This window comes from Micromonospora sp. NPDC000121, assembly GCF_042899165.1.
Lineage (GTDB): Bacteria > Actinomycetota > Actinomycetes > Mycobacteriales > Micromonosporaceae > Micromonospora.
On sequence record NZ_JBIAZP010000002.1, the window covers coordinates 492,727 to 506,637 of the forward strand.

General features: G+C 74.9%; 12 protein-coding genes and 1 pseudogene. 6 read left to right on the top strand and 7 right to left on the bottom strand.

All coding sequences use genetic code 11. The features are described 5' to 3' along the window. Nucleotides 1-28: 28 nt before the first annotated feature. The 3 genes from ACFY23_RS08335 to ACFY23_RS08345 form a co-directional block, all read right to left on the bottom strand. On the bottom strand, nt 29-1,855 hold the full coding sequence (locus ACFY23_RS08335) for a long-chain fatty acid--CoA ligase (protein ID WP_350681584.1): 1,827 nt from the start codon (nt 1,853-1,855) through the stop codon (nt 29-31). Between the two features lie 137 nt (nt 1,856-1,992). Further along, entirely contained in the window at nt 1,993-2,940 is a 948-nt protein-coding gene (locus ACFY23_RS08340) for a terpene synthase (protein WP_350681582.1), read from the bottom strand. Nucleotides 2,941-3,065: 125 nt separating this feature from the next. Further along, nucleotides 3,066-3,695, bottom strand: a complete 630-nt coding sequence (locus ACFY23_RS08345) for a TIGR03085 family metal-binding protein (RefSeq protein ID WP_350681580.1) — start codon at nt 3,693-3,695, stop codon at nt 3,066-3,068. Nucleotides 3,696-3,839: 144 nt separating this feature from the next. On the opposite strand from ACFY23_RS08345, the gene ACFY23_RS08350 reads away from it, so the two are divergent. Next, nucleotides 3,840-5,720 carry an ABC transporter ATP-binding protein gene (locus ACFY23_RS08350; RefSeq protein WP_350681578.1) on the top strand — a complete coding sequence of 627 codons (1,881 nt, stop codon included), beginning with the start codon at nt 3,840-3,842 and terminating at the stop codon, nt 5,718-5,720. A gap of 159 nt (nt 5,721-5,879) precedes the next feature. Further along, nucleotides 5,880-7,631 carry an ABC transporter ATP-binding protein gene (locus ACFY23_RS08355; RefSeq protein ID WP_350681606.1) on the top strand — a complete coding sequence of 584 codons (1,752 nt, stop codon included), beginning with the start codon at nt 5,880-5,882 and terminating at the stop codon, nt 7,629-7,631. Between the two features lie 190 nt (nt 7,632-7,821). Here ACFY23_RS08355 and rpsD read toward each other — a convergent pair whose 3' ends face one another. After that, complete coding sequence (gene rpsD / locus ACFY23_RS08360) at nt 7,822-8,433, bottom strand: 30S ribosomal protein S4 (RefSeq protein WP_350681577.1); 612 nt, start codon at nt 8,431-8,433, stop codon at nt 7,822-7,824. Nucleotides 8,434-8,503: 70 nt separating this feature from the next. Here rpsD and ACFY23_RS08365 point away from each other — a divergent pair, with 70 nt between their 5' ends. Beyond that, nucleotides 8,504-9,262: a DUF2470 domain-containing protein gene (locus ACFY23_RS08365; protein ID WP_350819040.1), complete on the top strand. Its 759-nt coding sequence runs from the start codon at nt 8,504-8,506 to the stop codon at nt 9,260-9,262. 52 nt (nt 9,263-9,314) lie between these two features. Here the strand turns inward: ACFY23_RS08365 and ACFY23_RS08370 are convergent, their stop codons facing one another. From ACFY23_RS08370 to ACFY23_RS08380, 3 genes are read right to left on the bottom strand one after another with little or no spacing between them, the layout of a single operon-like run. After that, a complete protein-coding gene (locus tag ACFY23_RS08370; RefSeq protein WP_350681574.1) occupies nt 9,315-9,923 on the bottom strand; it encodes a TetR family transcriptional regulator in 609 nt (202 codons plus the stop codon). Between the two features lie 59 nt (nt 9,924-9,982). Then, on the bottom strand, nt 9,983-10,738 hold the full coding sequence (locus tag ACFY23_RS08375) for an ABC transporter permease (protein WP_350681572.1): 756 nt from the start codon (nt 10,736-10,738) through the stop codon (nt 9,983-9,985). Continuing rightward, nucleotides 10,735-11,481 carry an ABC transporter ATP-binding protein gene (locus tag ACFY23_RS08380; protein ID WP_350681570.1) on the bottom strand — a complete coding sequence of 249 codons (747 nt, stop codon included), beginning with the start codon at nt 11,479-11,481 and terminating at the stop codon, nt 10,735-10,737. The genes ACFY23_RS08375 and ACFY23_RS08380 overlap by 4 nt, the downstream gene beginning before the upstream one ends. Nucleotides 11,482-11,589: 108 nt before the next feature. Here ACFY23_RS08380 and ACFY23_RS08385 point away from each other — a divergent pair, with 108 nt between their 5' ends. From ACFY23_RS08385 to ACFY23_RS08395, 3 genes and pseudogenes are all read left to right on the top strand, one after another. After that, nucleotides 11,590-11,976, top strand: a complete 387-nt coding sequence (locus ACFY23_RS08385) for a MerR family transcriptional regulator (RefSeq protein ID WP_350681568.1) — start codon at nt 11,590-11,592, stop codon at nt 11,974-11,976. Then, complete coding sequence (locus ACFY23_RS08390) at nt 11,973-12,977, top strand: aldo/keto reductase (RefSeq protein WP_350681566.1); 1,005 nt, start codon at nt 11,973-11,975, stop codon at nt 12,975-12,977. Before ACFY23_RS08385 ends, ACFY23_RS08390 begins: the two co-directional genes overlap by 4 nt. A 159-nt stretch (nt 12,978-13,136) precedes the next feature. Beyond that, nucleotides 13,137-13,733: pseudogene (locus tag ACFY23_RS08395) on the top strand (phosphoribosyl-AMP cyclohydrolase); the annotation flags it as partial. Between the last annotated feature and the right edge of the window lie 178 nt (nt 13,734-13,911).

Consider the following 13,911-nt stretch of genomic DNA (forward strand, 5'->3'; position numbering starts at 1 on the left):
GGCACGGCCGCCGGTGGGTACGGGCGGGTCAGAGTTCGGCGAGCGTGCCGGCGTACATCTTCTCGATCTCGGCGGCGAAGTTGCTCTCCACCCCACGGCGCTTGATCTTGAGCGACGGGGTGATCTCGCCGTCCTCGATGGTCAGGTCGCGCGGCAGGATGGCGACCTTCTTGATCGTCTCCCAGCGGTTGAGCTTGGCGTTGAGCTCCGCGACGTATCCCTCGACCATGGCCCGCACCTCGGGCGAGGCGACGATCTCGGCATAGTCGCGGCCCTCCAGCGGGGTGCCGGCGGCCCAGCCCCTGATCGCGTCCGGGTCCAGCGTGACCAGCATCGTGCAGTAGTTGCGGGCCTGGCCGATCACCACCGCCTGGGAGGTGTACGGGCAGGTCGCCTTGAACATCCCCTCGATGTGCGACGGCGCGATGTACTTGCCGCCCGAGGTCTTGACCAGGTCCTTCTTCCGGTCGGTGATCTTCAGGTAGCCCTCGGCGTCCAGCGTGCCGATGTCGCCGGTGCGGAAGAAGCCGTCCTCGGTGAACGCGGCCGCGGTCTCCTCGGGCAGGTTGTGGTAGCCGCGCATGACCGGCCGGCCGCGCACCAGGATCTCGCCGTCGGTGTCGATCCGGCACTCCAGGTCGCCCAGCGCCTTGCCGACGGTGCCGATCCGCAGCCCGTCCGGCGGGTTGACGAAGTTGCCGGCGCTGGTCTCGGTGAGGCCGTAGCCCTCGGAGATCGGCAGGTTGGCGGCGGCGAAGAAGGTGGCGATCTCCGCGCTGAGCGGGGCGGCGCCCGAGACGAGCACCCGGATCCGGCCGCCGAGGCGGGCCTGGAGCTTGCTGAACACCAGCTTTTCGGCCACCGCGTACTTCAGCTTCAGCCCCGTCGGGACGGGCCTGCCGGACTGCTCCAGGGCGACCTTCTCCTTGCCGACCCGCACGGCCCAGGCGAAGATCTTCGCCTTCGCGCCGCCGGCGTCCTGGGCCGTGGTGACCGCCTTGTTGTAGACCTTCTCGAAGACCCGCGGCGCGCCGCACATCAGCGTCGGCTTCACCACCGCGAGCAGCTCGACCAGCTTGTCCACCCGGCCGTCGACGTACGTCGGCAGGCCCACGTGGATCACCCCGCAGAGCAGCGTCTTGCCGAACGAGTGGGACAGCGGGAGCCAGAGGTACTGCAGGTCGTCCTCGCGGAGCAGCCCGAGCTCGGCCTGCGCCACGCCCTCCCAGCACCAGCCGCCGTGCAGCAGCTCGACGCCCTTCGGCCGCCCGGTGGTGCCGGAGGTGTAGATCAGGGTGGCCAGGTGGTCGGGGCCGATCCCGGCGACCAGCATCTCGATCAGGTCGGGCTCGGCGGCCAGCGCCTCGGTGCCCCGCTCCTCCAGCTCGGCGAGGGTGAGCTGCGGGACGGCGGCGGACGGGTCGGCGGCGCCGTCGAAGAGCACCACGTGGGTCAGGGCCGGCAGGTCGGCCCCGGCGATCTTGGCGGCCTGGGCCGGGTTCTCGGCGAACAGCACGCGGGAGCCCGAGTCGGCGATGATGTAGGTCGCGTCCTCCGGCTCGGTGGTGGGGTAGACGGTGGTGGTCGCGCCGCCGGCACACATGATGCCGAGGTCGGCGAGCACCCATTCGAGCCGGGTGTTGGCCAGGATCGCCACCCGATCCTCCTGGCCGACGCCGAGCCCGTGCAGCCCGGCGGCGATCGCCTTGGCGCGGCGGGCCACCTGCGCCCAGGTCAACCAGACCGGCCCCGAGCCGTCGGAGGCCGGGTGGGCGAAGGCATCGCGGTCGGGGGACGCCGCCACGCGCTTGAGGAACATGTCCGGGATGGAGCGGTACGGTACATCGAGAGCCATCGCTGTAGCCGCCTTCGAGGGTGGAGGCGTGACGGTCGTCACGTCAGTGTTCGTTACCGAAGGGTATTGCCTGCGCCCGGGCGTCGGCCAGCCCCGGTCGATCACGGCTGGGCCACGCCCCGGGACCTGGCACGCCCTCAGGCGTACCGGGCGGCCCGCAGCGACCAGTCGTAGGTGGCCCGGATCCAGTTGCGCCGGGCGGTCACCGCCGGTCGCAGGCTGTCGTCGCCGGCGGCCAGCAGCGCCGACTCCGTCGCCAGGTACGCCGCCAGTGCCTCGTTGAACCGGTCGGCAGCCGCCCGCAGGGCCGACGGCTCGTCGCCACCGGTTCGCCCGGCGGCGATGACGGCCACCAGGTTGTGGCCGTCCGGCTGGGCGAGGCTCTCCTTGCCGTACGAGAAGACGTCGTTGCACCAGCAGACCAGGTCGGCGGCGAGCAGGTCGAGCGCGACCAGCGCGGGCTCGGTGCGGGCGGTCGCCCCCGGCCACCCCCCGGCGGCCAGTTCGGTGAGGGTGAAGCTGGGGTGGACCGCGCCGGTGTGCCGGCGCATCTGGACGTACTCCGCCAGCTCCGGCACCCGGCCGTGCTCGCGGTTCGCGGCCTCCCAGAGCAGCGCCAGCAGGTACTCCCGCACCTGGCTGGCGAAGCGCAGCAGCACCGCCGGCGTCCCGGCGGCGCGTACGCGTCGGCACAGGTCGGCCAGCGCGGCGCCCAGCGGGCCGGCGCCGCCGGCCGCCGCCGGGTCGCCGTGCCCGTCCAGCACGTCCAGCAGGGCGGCGACGGTCGGCGCCAGCCGGGTGGGGCCGTCGCCGAGGCCGTCCTCGTCGCAGGCGTCGTCCATCACGAACAGCCAGGAGACGAGGTCGGCGAGCAGGCGCAGGCGGTCGACCGGTCCCTCCGGGCAGGCCCGACCGGCGAGGCCGGCGGCGTCGGCCCGGCGCAGCCGGTGCAGTCGGTGCCCGTTAGCGATCAGGCCGTGGCTGAGCACCCACTCGGTGCTCTCCTCTGCCACCTGATCGGTGGCGTCGTGTCGGCGCGCGGGAAAAGGGGGTTCCCGCAGCGCCGAGAGTGCGAAGGTCCGCATGGCGCCCCCCTGTCGCGTCGCCCCGGACGGGACGGCGCGGGACAGCGTACGGGAGCGGGGATCGGCGGCGGTCGCTGGGGAGAGGCGGCCTTCCGGTGGGGTGGTGACCGCTTCCGTGCAGTCCGTTACATGCCCAGGTGGGCGTTGCGCAGCCGGTCGGCCAGCGCCGTCGGCCCGTCGATCTGCACCCGGGCCACCCGCTGCCGGCCGGAGAGGAACAGGACCAACTCGCCGGGCGCCCCGACCACCCGGACGGGCTCGCCGCCCCGGCCGACGGAGAGCGCGCCGTAGCCCGGCGCCTGCACGAAGACGTCGGCCGGGAACCGGCGCAGTGCCAGCCGGGCCAACCCGGCGGCGCGCGTCCACAGTGCCGCCTGGAGCCGGGACGTCAGGTCGCGTGGGAGCCAGCCCGGGCGGGCGCGGCGCACGTCCTCGTGGTGGATGAAGAACTCCATCGTGTTGGCCAGCTCGTCGGTCACCGGGTTGCTGACCGGGCTCCACACCGGTGGCCGGCGCACCTGCTCGACCAGACGGGGCCAGGGGCGCGCCGCGATGCGCCGGCGTACCCGCTCGGCGTAGCCGCGCAGGGGCCGTAGCAGGATGCCGCCGGCGGCATCCGGGCGGCGCTCGCGCAGCACGAGGTGGGCGGCGAGGTCGCGGGTCGTCCATCCCTCGTTGACCGTCGGGGCGTCCGGTCCCAGCGTGAGCATCAGGTCGGCGAGCGCCTCGCGCTCCGATCGGGCATACCGCGGCATGCATCGATCGTAGGCGTGGTTGCCCGGGTAGGCGCGCCGGCGCGGCGGTCGGCCGTGACGGCGGACATACCCGCCCGGGGCGGCGGAGCGGGCCCCGACCGGTAAGGATGAGGGAGATAATTGCGGCTTACGGCGGGGGAGAGCGTGGCGAGCAGGACAAGTCGGGACGTGCTCGGTCGGGGGTTGGCCGTCCTCGGGGTGGCCATCCGGGAGCAGCCGCGGATCTTCGCGGTCGCGGTGACCGGCAGCGTGCTCTTCGGTGCCATGACGGTGGCCAGCGCGTACGTGGTGGGCGCGGTGGTCGGCGACGTGGTGGTCCCGGCGATCGAGCGTGGCTCGGTCGGTGTCGGGGCGCTCGCCCTGGCGGCCGTCGCGCTGTTCGGCATCAGCGTGCTGCGGGTGGCCGGCATCTTCGGCCGCCGACTCGGCGCGGGTTACATGCAGTACCGCCTCCAGGCCGCCTACCGGCGCCGGGTCACCCGGCGCTACCTTGAGCTGCCGCTGTCCTGGCACCACCGCAACGCCACCGGCACCCTGCTGTCCAACGCCAACTCCGACGTCGAAGCCGCCTGGCACCCGATCGCCCCGCTGCCGTTCGCGGTCGGCACCCTGGTGATGCTGGTCGGCGCGGTGGCCTCGCTCTTCGCCACCGACTGGGCGTTGGCCCTGGTCGGCCTGGCGGTCTTCCCGGCGCTCTTCGCGCTCAACGTCGCCTACTCCCGCCGGATGGCCCCCCGGCAGGCGCGGGCGCAGCGGCTGCGCGCCGAGGTCAGCGGCATCGCCCACGAGAGCTTCGACGGCGCCCTGGTGGTCAAGACGATGGGTCGGGAGGCCCAGGAGACGGAGCGGTTCGCCGCCCGCGCGGGCGAGTTGCGCGACGCGCTGGTGTCGGTCGGGCGGCTGCGCGGCGTCTTCGACCCCGTGCTGGAGACCCTGCCCAGCCTCGGCACCCTCGCGGTGCTGGTGGTCGGCACGTTCCGGCTGCGGCAGGGGGCGATCAGCGTCGCCGAGCTGGTCAGCGTCGCCTTCCTCTTCACCGTGCTGGCGTTCCCCGTCCGGGCCATCGGCTGGGTGCTGGCCGAGCTGCCGCGCAGCGTCGCCGGCTGGGACCGGGTCCGCCGGGTCCTCGACGCCACGGGCGAGATGCCGTACGGCGACACGACGCTCGACCCGGCCGACCCCCGCCCGGCCGCCCTCACCTTCGCCGGCGTCCGGTTCGGCTACGAGCCCGCCGAGGCTCACCTGCCCGGCACGGAGGTGCTCGGCGAGGTCTCCTTCACCGTGCCCGCCGGGAAGACCGTCGCCCTGGTCGGGCCGACCGGCGCCGGCAAGTCCACGATCGCTTCGCTGGCCGTGCGGCTGGTCGACCCGCGGGCTGGCACGGTGGCACTGGACGGCGTGGACGTGCGCCAGCTCACCGCCGCCTCGCTGGCCGGCACCGTCGCGCTCGTCGCCCAGGTGCCGTTCGTCTTCGACGACACGGTGCGGGCCAACATCACCCTGGACCGGCCGGGCATCGGCGACGACGAGGTCTGGGCCGCGTTGCGGCTGGCCGAGGCGGACGGCTTCGTCGCCGCCCTGCCCGACGGCCTCGACACGAAGGTCGGCGAGCGGGGCGCGTCGCTCTCCGGCGGTCAACGGCAGCGGCTGACCCTGGCCCGCGCGCTCGCCGGCCGGCCCCGCCTGCTCGTCCTCGACGACGCGACCAGCGCCGTCGACCCGCGGGTGGAGGCGGCCATCCTGGCCGGGCTGCGCTCCTCCGCCGGGGAGCCCGGCGTGCCGGCCGCGTCGATCCTGGTGGTCGCCTACCGGCGGGCCACCATCGCGCTGGCCGACGAGGTGGTCTATCTGGAGCAGGGGCGGGTGGTCGCCCGCGGCACGCACACCGAGCTGCTCGCCACCGTGCCCGGCTACGCCGACCTGGTCACCGCCTACGAGCAGGCCGAGGTCGACCACGCCAAGGACGAGACGTACGACGAGGTCGCCCCGCTGAGCTCGGGCCTGGAAATCGAGGTGGACCGGTGAGCGCGAGGAGTGCAGCGGAGCGGAGCCCCGCAGTCGCGAACGAAAGGCTGGCCCGGTGAGCGCGAGGAGTGCAGCGGAGCGGAGCCCCGCAGTCGCGAACGAAAGGCTGGCCCGGTGAGTGGTAAGGCGGAGGGGACGGCCGAGGCCGACGGGGTCGAGGTGACCGAGACGACCTGGCGGACGCTGCGGCGGGGCCTGGCGCTCTCCCCGGAGCTGCGGGTCGGCCTCGCCGGCACGCTCGGCCTGGCCCTGGTCTACATGGTGGGCCGGGCGGCCGTGCCGGTGGCCGTGCAGCAGGGCATCGACAACGGCATCGTCGGCGGCCTCGACCTGACCGTGGTCTGGACGGTGGTCGCCGCCACCGCCGCCGTGCTGGTGGTGACCACGGTCTGCGGCTACCTGATGATGCGCCGGCTGTTCACGGTCAGCGAGACCGCGCTGGCCAACGTGCGGGTGCGGGCGTTCCGGCACGTGCACGACCTGTCCATGCTGCACCAGCAGTCCGAGCGGCGCGGTTCGCTGGTGTCGCGGGTGACCAGCGACGTCGACCAGATCACCCAGTTCCTCCAGTGGGGCGGCGTGATCCTGGTGATCAACCTCGGCCAGTTGGTGGTCACCACGCTGGTGATGCTGGCGTACTCCTGGCAGCTGACCCTGGTCGTCTACGCCGCCTTCCTGCCCGCCGTGCTCGTGATCCGGGTGCTCCAGCGCCGCCTCGCCGGTGCGTACGGGGTGGTCCGGCAGCGCACGGGGGCGCTGCTCGGCGCGATCGGGGAGAGCGTGGTCGGCGCGCCGGTTATCCGGGCGTACGGGATCGCCGGGCGGACCGCGCGCCGGCTCGACGAGGCGATCGACGGCCAGCGGCGGGCGCAGCAGCGGGCGATCAGGATCAGCATCCTGGGCAGCTCCGTCGGCGAGCTGGCCGCCGGGCTGGCCCTCGCGGGCGTGGTGGCGCTTGGGGTCACCCTCGGCGCCGACCGCACCTTGAGCGTCGGCGAGGTGACCGCCTTCCTCTTCCTGGTCACGCTCTTCATCCAGCCGGTGCAGATCGCCACGGAGGTGCTCAACGAGGCGCAGAACGCCATCGCCGGCTGGCGCCGGGTGCTGGACGTGCTGGACGTCGCGCCGGACGTCGCCGACCCCGGCGAGCAGGGGCGCGAGCTGCCGTCCGGCCCGCTGGACATCCGTTTCGCGGGGGTGGGCTTCGCCTACCCGGGCGGCCCGCCCGTGCTGCACGGGATCGACGTGGAGATCCCGGCGAAGAGCCGGGTGGCGGTGGTCGGCGAGACCGGCAGCGGCAAGACGACCTTCGCCAAGCTGCTGACCCGGCTGATGGACCCGACCGCCGGCCGGGTGCTGCTCTCCGGCGTGCCGCTGGAGCAGGTGCGCTTCGCCTCGCTGCGGTCGCGGGTGGTGATGGTGCCGCAGGACGGCTTCCTCTTCGACGCCACGGTGGCGGAGAACGTCCGCTTCGCCCGCCCCGAGCTGACGGACGAGCAACTCGTCGCGGCCTTCACGGAGTTGGGGCTCACCGACTGGCTGGAGGGGCTGCCGGCGGGCCTGCGCACCCCGGTGGGGGAGCGGGGCGAGGCGCTGAGCGTGGGGGAGCGGCAGCTGGTCGCGCTGGCCCGCGCGTACGTGGCCGACCCGGACCTGCTGGTGCTGGACGAGGCGACCAGCGCGGTGGACCCGGCCACCGAGGTGCGGCTGCAACGCACCCTGGACGCGGTGACGCGGGGGCGGACGACGCTCGCCATCGCGCACCGGCTCTCCACGGCGCAGTCCGCGGACGAGGTGATCGTGGTGGACCGGGGCCGGATCGTGCAGCGCGGCCCGCACGACGAGCTGGTCCGCGACCCGGAGTCGGTCTACGGCATGCTCTACGCCTCCTGGCTGGAGCAGACCCGCTGACCCGCCCCCGCTGACCCGCCTCCGGCTGAGCCGCCCCCGGCCGAGGCTCCCCCGGCTGGCCCGGCCGACCTGTCCCCCGGCCGGGCCGGCGCGCGGCGGGTGGGCGGCGTCGGCCCGGCCGACCGCCGCGTCCGCCGGCACGCGTCCACCCGCTGCGGCCCCGGCCGGTGCGCCGGGCCGCGGCGGCCGGTCAGCGGGAGTAGAACTCGACCACGAGCTGCTCGTCGCAGAGCACCGGGACCTCGTGCCGGGCGGGCTCGCGCAGCAGCGTGGCGCGCAGCTCGGCCAGTTCCACCGACAGGTACGGCCGGGCCGGCCCGTCGGGCGCGTGGGCGCCGGCGGCGGCGAGCTGGAACGGCACCGAGGCGCGGCTGCGCTCGCGGACGGCCACCACCTGGCCCGGCCGCAGCCGGTACGACGGCCGGTCGACCTTGCGCCCGTCGACGGTGAAGTGGCCGTGCGCGACCAGTTGCCGCGCCTGGTAGATGCTGCGGGTCAGCCCGGCCCGGTGCACCACCGCGTCGAGCCGTCGCTCGAGGAGCGCGACCAGGCTCTCGCCGGTCTTGCCCGCGCCCCGGGCGGCCTCGTCGAACGTGCGCCGCAGCTGGGTCTCGCTGACGTTGTACTGGTGGCGCAGGCGCTGCTTCTCCAGCAGCCGCACCTGGTAGTCCGAGGTCTTGCGGCGCTGCCGGCCGTGCACGCCGGGCGGGAAGGGGCGCCGTTCGAGGTACCGCACGCACTTGCGGGTCAGCGGGATGCCGAGGGCGCGGGAGAGCCTGGCCTTGGGCCTGGGGTGGTTCACGCTGGACGTCTCCGATCCGGTGCTCTAGTCTCCGAGTTAGGTAAGCCTAACCTATTAAGGAGGTCGTGCCATGCGGCCCAGCCCGGCGGAGATCGTCCGTACCCTCGTGGCGGGCCGGTTGCCCGGCATCGCCCACGTCGCGCACCGGCCCGGCCCGCACCAGGTCCGGCACGTGACCGACCGGGACGGGCGGGTGCTGCTGCTGGTGCCGGTGGTCAGCGACCTCGCCGCCGCGCTGCGGCCCGCCGACGGCGAGTCCGACGTCGCGCTGGTGCTGGACGTGCTCGACCTGCCGCCCGCCGCGGGCGCGCCGAGCCTCGGCCGGGCCTGGGTCTCCGGCTGGGCGACCCGCCTGGAGGGCGCGGAGGAACGCCGGGCCGCGCTGGACTTCGCGGCGGTCGAGCCGACCGGCGACCTGCTCGACGTCGGCACCCGGTTCCGGCTGCACCGCTTCGAGGTGGTCGAGGCCCGCTGGGAACGCGCCGACGCCGTGTGCCGGATCGACCCCACGTCGTACGCCGAGGCCGAGCCGGATCCCCTGCACGCGGTCGAGGCCGGGTTGCTGGCCGACCTGGCCGAGCACCACGCGGTCGAGGTGGCCGGCTACCTACGGCGGCGGCTCGGCCTGGTCGACGGCGGCCCGGACGCCGCGCCCCGGGTGGTCCGGATCGACCGGTACGGCCTGCTGGTGGCCCACGGCCGGCCCGGCGCCCGCCGGCGGGCCCGCCTGGCGTTCCCGCGCCCGCTCGACGGCGAGGAGGAGTTGGCCCGCCTGCTGCACCCGATGCTCTGCCGCCACGCCGCCGCCCGGCACGCCGACCACGCCTGAGCCGGGCCCGCGGCGGGCCCACGGGTTCCGCAGTGTCCCGGGGCGGCGCCGGTCAGCCGGCGAAGACCTCGGCGAGGTCGCCGGTCAGGTAGCGCTGCACCGTCGGGCCGACCGCCGCGACGAGCGTCTCCGGGGCGGCCGAGGCGACCGGCTCCAGCCGGACGACGTGCCGCATCATGGCCAGCCCGATCATCTGGCTGGCCACCAGCGAGCCCCGCAGCGGCAGCTCGGCCGGGTCGGCGTCGAGTTGGTCGAGGACCTTGCGGAGCACCTGGCTGACCAGGAACTCCCGCAGCAGCCGGGCGGTCCACTCGTTGCTCACCGCCGAGCGCAGCAGGGCCACGCCGGCCGTGCCGGCCGGGGAGTCCCAGACGCCGAGGAACGTGCGGACCAGCCGCTCCCCGAGGCCCTCCCGGTCCCCGGCGAGCACCTTCGGCAGCAACTCGCCGGGGTCGACCGGCGCGTGCATCGCGGCCAGGAAGAGCTGGTCCTTGCTGCCGAAGTAGTGGTGCACCAGCGCCGGGTCCACCCGCGCGGCGGCGGCGATGGCCCGGATCGAGGCCCCGTCGAACCCCCGCTCGGCGAAGGCGTCGCGGGCGGCCCCGAGGATCGCCTCCCGCGTGTCCGGGTTGCCGGGTCGCCGTCCGGTCCGCCGCGCCATCGCCGCCCTTCGCTCGTCGTCGTCCGCCGCCGGTCCCACCGGCGCGGCTGCCGGAGGCGTCAGCCGCTGCGCCGCCGGAGGGTGGCCGCGGCGAGCACCAGCGCCAGCACCGCCGCGCCGACGACGACCGCCACGTCCCGCCACATGGTGCCGGTCGGCTCGGCGTTCGCGCCCACCTCCTGCAGCGCCTCGACGGCGTACGACAGCGGCAACGCGTCGCTGACCGCCTGCAACCAGCCGGCCATCTCGCCCCGGGGGACGAACAGCCCGCAGAGCAGCAACTGGGGCACCACCACGACCGGCATGAACTGTACGGCCTGGAACTCGGTGCGGGCGAAGGCGCTGCAGAAGAGCCCGAGCGCGACCGCGAGCACCGCGTTCAGCGCGGCGATCATGATCACCAGACCGCTGCTGCCGGCGGTGTCCAGGTCGAAGACCCCGTACGCCACGGCGGACGCGATGACGGCCTGGACGACCGCGGCCAGCCCGAACGCGATGCCGTAGCCGAAGAGCAGGTCGAGCTTGCCCAGCGGGGTGGTGAGCAGCCGCTCCAGGGTGCCGGTGGTGCGCTCGCGCAGCATCGCGATGCTGGTCACCAGGAACATGATCACGAAGGGGAAGAAGCCGAGCATCACCAGGGCGACCCGGTCGAACGTCGACGGCTGCCCCGGCGGGGCGGGCTGGTCGACGTACATGAAGTAGACCAGGGCGAGCAGCGCCGACGGCACCACCACGAGCAGCGCCACGGTGCGCCGGTCGTGCCGCAGTTGGCGCAGGATGCGGCCGGTGGTGGCGGCCAGGATCCGGGGGTTCACGACGCCTCCCGTCCGGCGGTGCCGGACGGGCCCGCCTCGCTCGCCCTGATCAGCCGCAGGAACGCCTCGTCCAGGTCGTCGACGCCGGCGGCGGCGCGGACGGCGTCGGGGGTGTCGTCGGCGATCAGCCGCCCCTCGCGGATCAGCAGCAGCCGGTCGCAGCGGGCCGCCTCGTCCATCACGTGGCTGGAGACCAGCAGGGTGGTGCCGGCGGCGGCCATGTCGTGGAACCGGGCCCAGAGGTCGGCCCGCAGGACCGGGTCCTGGCCGACCGTCGGCTCGTCGAGGACGACCAGCTCCGGCTCCCCGACCAGCGCGCAGGCCAGCGACGCGCGGCTGCGTTGCCCGCCGGAGAGGGCGCCGACGAGTTGGCCGGCCGCCCCGGCGAGCCCGACGTCGGCGACCGCCCGGTCGGCGTCGGCCCGGCCCCGGCCGTGCAGGGCGGCGAAGTACCGCGCGTTCTCCCGGACGGTGAGGTCGGCGTAGACGCTGGGCGCCTGGGTGAGGTAGCCGACCCGGCGGCGCAGCTCGGGCGCCCCGGCGGGCCGCCCGAGCACGGTGACGGAGCCGGCGCCGACCACCTGCACCCCGACGACCGCGCGCATCAGCGTCGTCTTTCCGCTGCCGCTCGGCCCGAGCAGCCCGGTGACCCGGCCGCGCGGCACGGACGCGCTGATGCCGTGCAGCACCCGCCGCCCGCCCCGGTCGACGACCAGGTCGCGGACGGCGATCGCCTCGTCCATCGCCCACCTCCGCGGAACTCAACGGCTGTTGAACTCAACGCTAGTTGAGATGTCTTCCGGCACGCAACGGTTGACTTCGCGTGCACTCGAACTGGAAGCCTTGAAGGCGTGGACATCAGCACGCGGGAGACGACCCTCACCGTCGGCGAGGCGGCCGAGCGGGTCGGCCTGACCACCTACACGCTGCGGTGGTACGAGCAGGAGGGGCTGGTCGCCCCGGTCGGGCGGGACTCGGCCGGGCGTCGCCGCTACACCGAACGGGACGTGGACTGGCTGTTCCTGCTCACCCGGCTGCGCCGCACGGGCATGCCGGTGCGGGACATGCGCCGCTACGCCGAGCTGGCCCGGCAGGGCGACGCCACCCTGGCCGCCCGGCGGGCGCTGTTCGAGGCGCACCGCGCCCGCGTGCTGAGCAGGATGGCCGAGCTGGAGGAGGACCTGAAGGTGCTCAACTACAAGATCGACAACTACCGCCGGGCGGAGCGGTGCCGATGATCCGCCGTCGACTGGGCGCGGCCGGGCCGGAGGTCTCCGCGATCGGGCTGGGCTGCATGGGGATGAGCTTCGCCTACGGCGGGGCCGACGACGCCGAGTCGACCCGGACCCTGCACCGGGCGCTCGACCTGGGCGTCAACCACCTGGACACCGCCGACATGTACGGCTGGGGCCGCAACGAGGAGCTGCTCTCGCCGGTGGTGCGGGCGCGCCGCGACGAGGTCTTCCTGGCCACCAAGTTCGGCAACCGGACGCGCGGCGACGGCACGGGCGGCACCGCCGGCCCCGGTGCGTACGTGGACAGCAGCCCGGCCTGGGCGCGCGCGGCGTGCGACGCCTCCCTGCGCCGGCTCGGCGTGGACGCCATCGACCTGTGGTACCTGCACCGGCGCGACCCGGCCACCCCGATCGAGGACACGGTCGGCGCGATGGCCGAGCAGGTCGCCGCCGGCAAGGTGCGGCTCATCGGCCTGTCCGAGGTCAGCCCGGCGACGCTGCGCGCGGCGCACGCGGTGCACCCGGTGGCCGCCGTGCAGATGGAGTACTCGCTGTTCAGCCGGGACGTCGAGGGCGAGATGCTGGCCACCTGCCGGGAGCTGGGGGTGGCGCTGGTCGCGTACTCGCCGGTGGGTCGGGGGCTGCTGACCGGGGCGATCACCAGCCGGGAGCAGCTCGCCGCCGGCGACTGGCGGGCGATGGCGCCGCGCTTCGCCGAAGGCAACCTCGACGCCAACCTGAAGCTGGTCGCCGAGGTGCGCGCGGTGGCCGACGAGATCGGCTGCACCCCCGCCCAGGCCGCCCTGGCGTGGCTGCTCGCCCAGGGCGAGGACGTCTTCCCGATCCCGGGCACGCGGCGGGCGCACCGGCTGGAGGAGAACGCGGCGGCGGCCGACATCCGGCTCACCCCGGCGCAGCGGTCCCGGCTGGGCGAGGCGGTGCCGCCGGGCGCGGTGGCCGGCGAACGGTACCCCGAGGCGTCGATGAGGTTCGTCGGGCATTAGCCTTCGGACCGGACACCGGGTCCGGCATCGGGCATTGCGTACTGATCGGGCGTACGGCACGATGGCGCCGTGGGTCACGCTCCGTCACCGGACGAGGGGTTCCTCCGCGAATGGACCGCCCGGTTGCGGGCCGGCGCCGAGCAGCCCGTGGTCGGCATCATGCTGCGCGGCAGCCACGCCCGGCGGGCCGCCACCGCGCACAGCGACGTCGACGTCGACGTGCTGCTCGGCGGCGCCCCGTACGCGGCCCGCCGGGCGTACCTGACGGAGCACGCCGGGCGGCTGACCCACGTCTCCGTGGCCGCCCGCGACGTGCGCTCCTGGCTGAGCCGGCTCGGCGAGCCGGCCGACTGGGCGTTCGGGCTGCCGGTGACGGCGCCGGCCCGGCTGCTCTGGGCGGATCCGTACTGGCGGGTCCGGATCGACCTGCCGGTGCTCTGCCAGCCGGCCGGCGAGCCGCAGTTGGAGGAGTTGATCGCCACGCTCGGCAAGGTGGCCGGCGCGCGGGACGCCGACGACCACCTCGGCGTCCGGCTGGCCGCGGCCGACCTGGCCCGGCTCTGCCCGTCCGTGCTGCGGCCGGCCAACCCGACGGTCCGGGTGGCGTGCCGCCGGGCGGCCTTCGCCGCCGCCCTCGACCTGCCGGTGGCGCCGCCGAACTACCGGGCGGACATGCTGCTCTGCCTCGGGCTGCGCCCCGGCTCGGTCGGGCAGGTCTGCGCCGCCGCGGCCCGCCTGGTCGCCGGCGCCCTGCCGCTGATCCGCCCGTACGCCGCCGAGATCGCCCAGGTCGCCGGCGCGGACCTGGCCGACGCCCTGGTCGACGGCCGGCTGGACCGCTACGTCGACCAGTTGACCCGGCCCACCGGCCGGTCGCCGCGCCCCCGGCGGGAGCCGTCGCCGGTGCCCGCGCCGCGTGCGGGACAATGGGTCA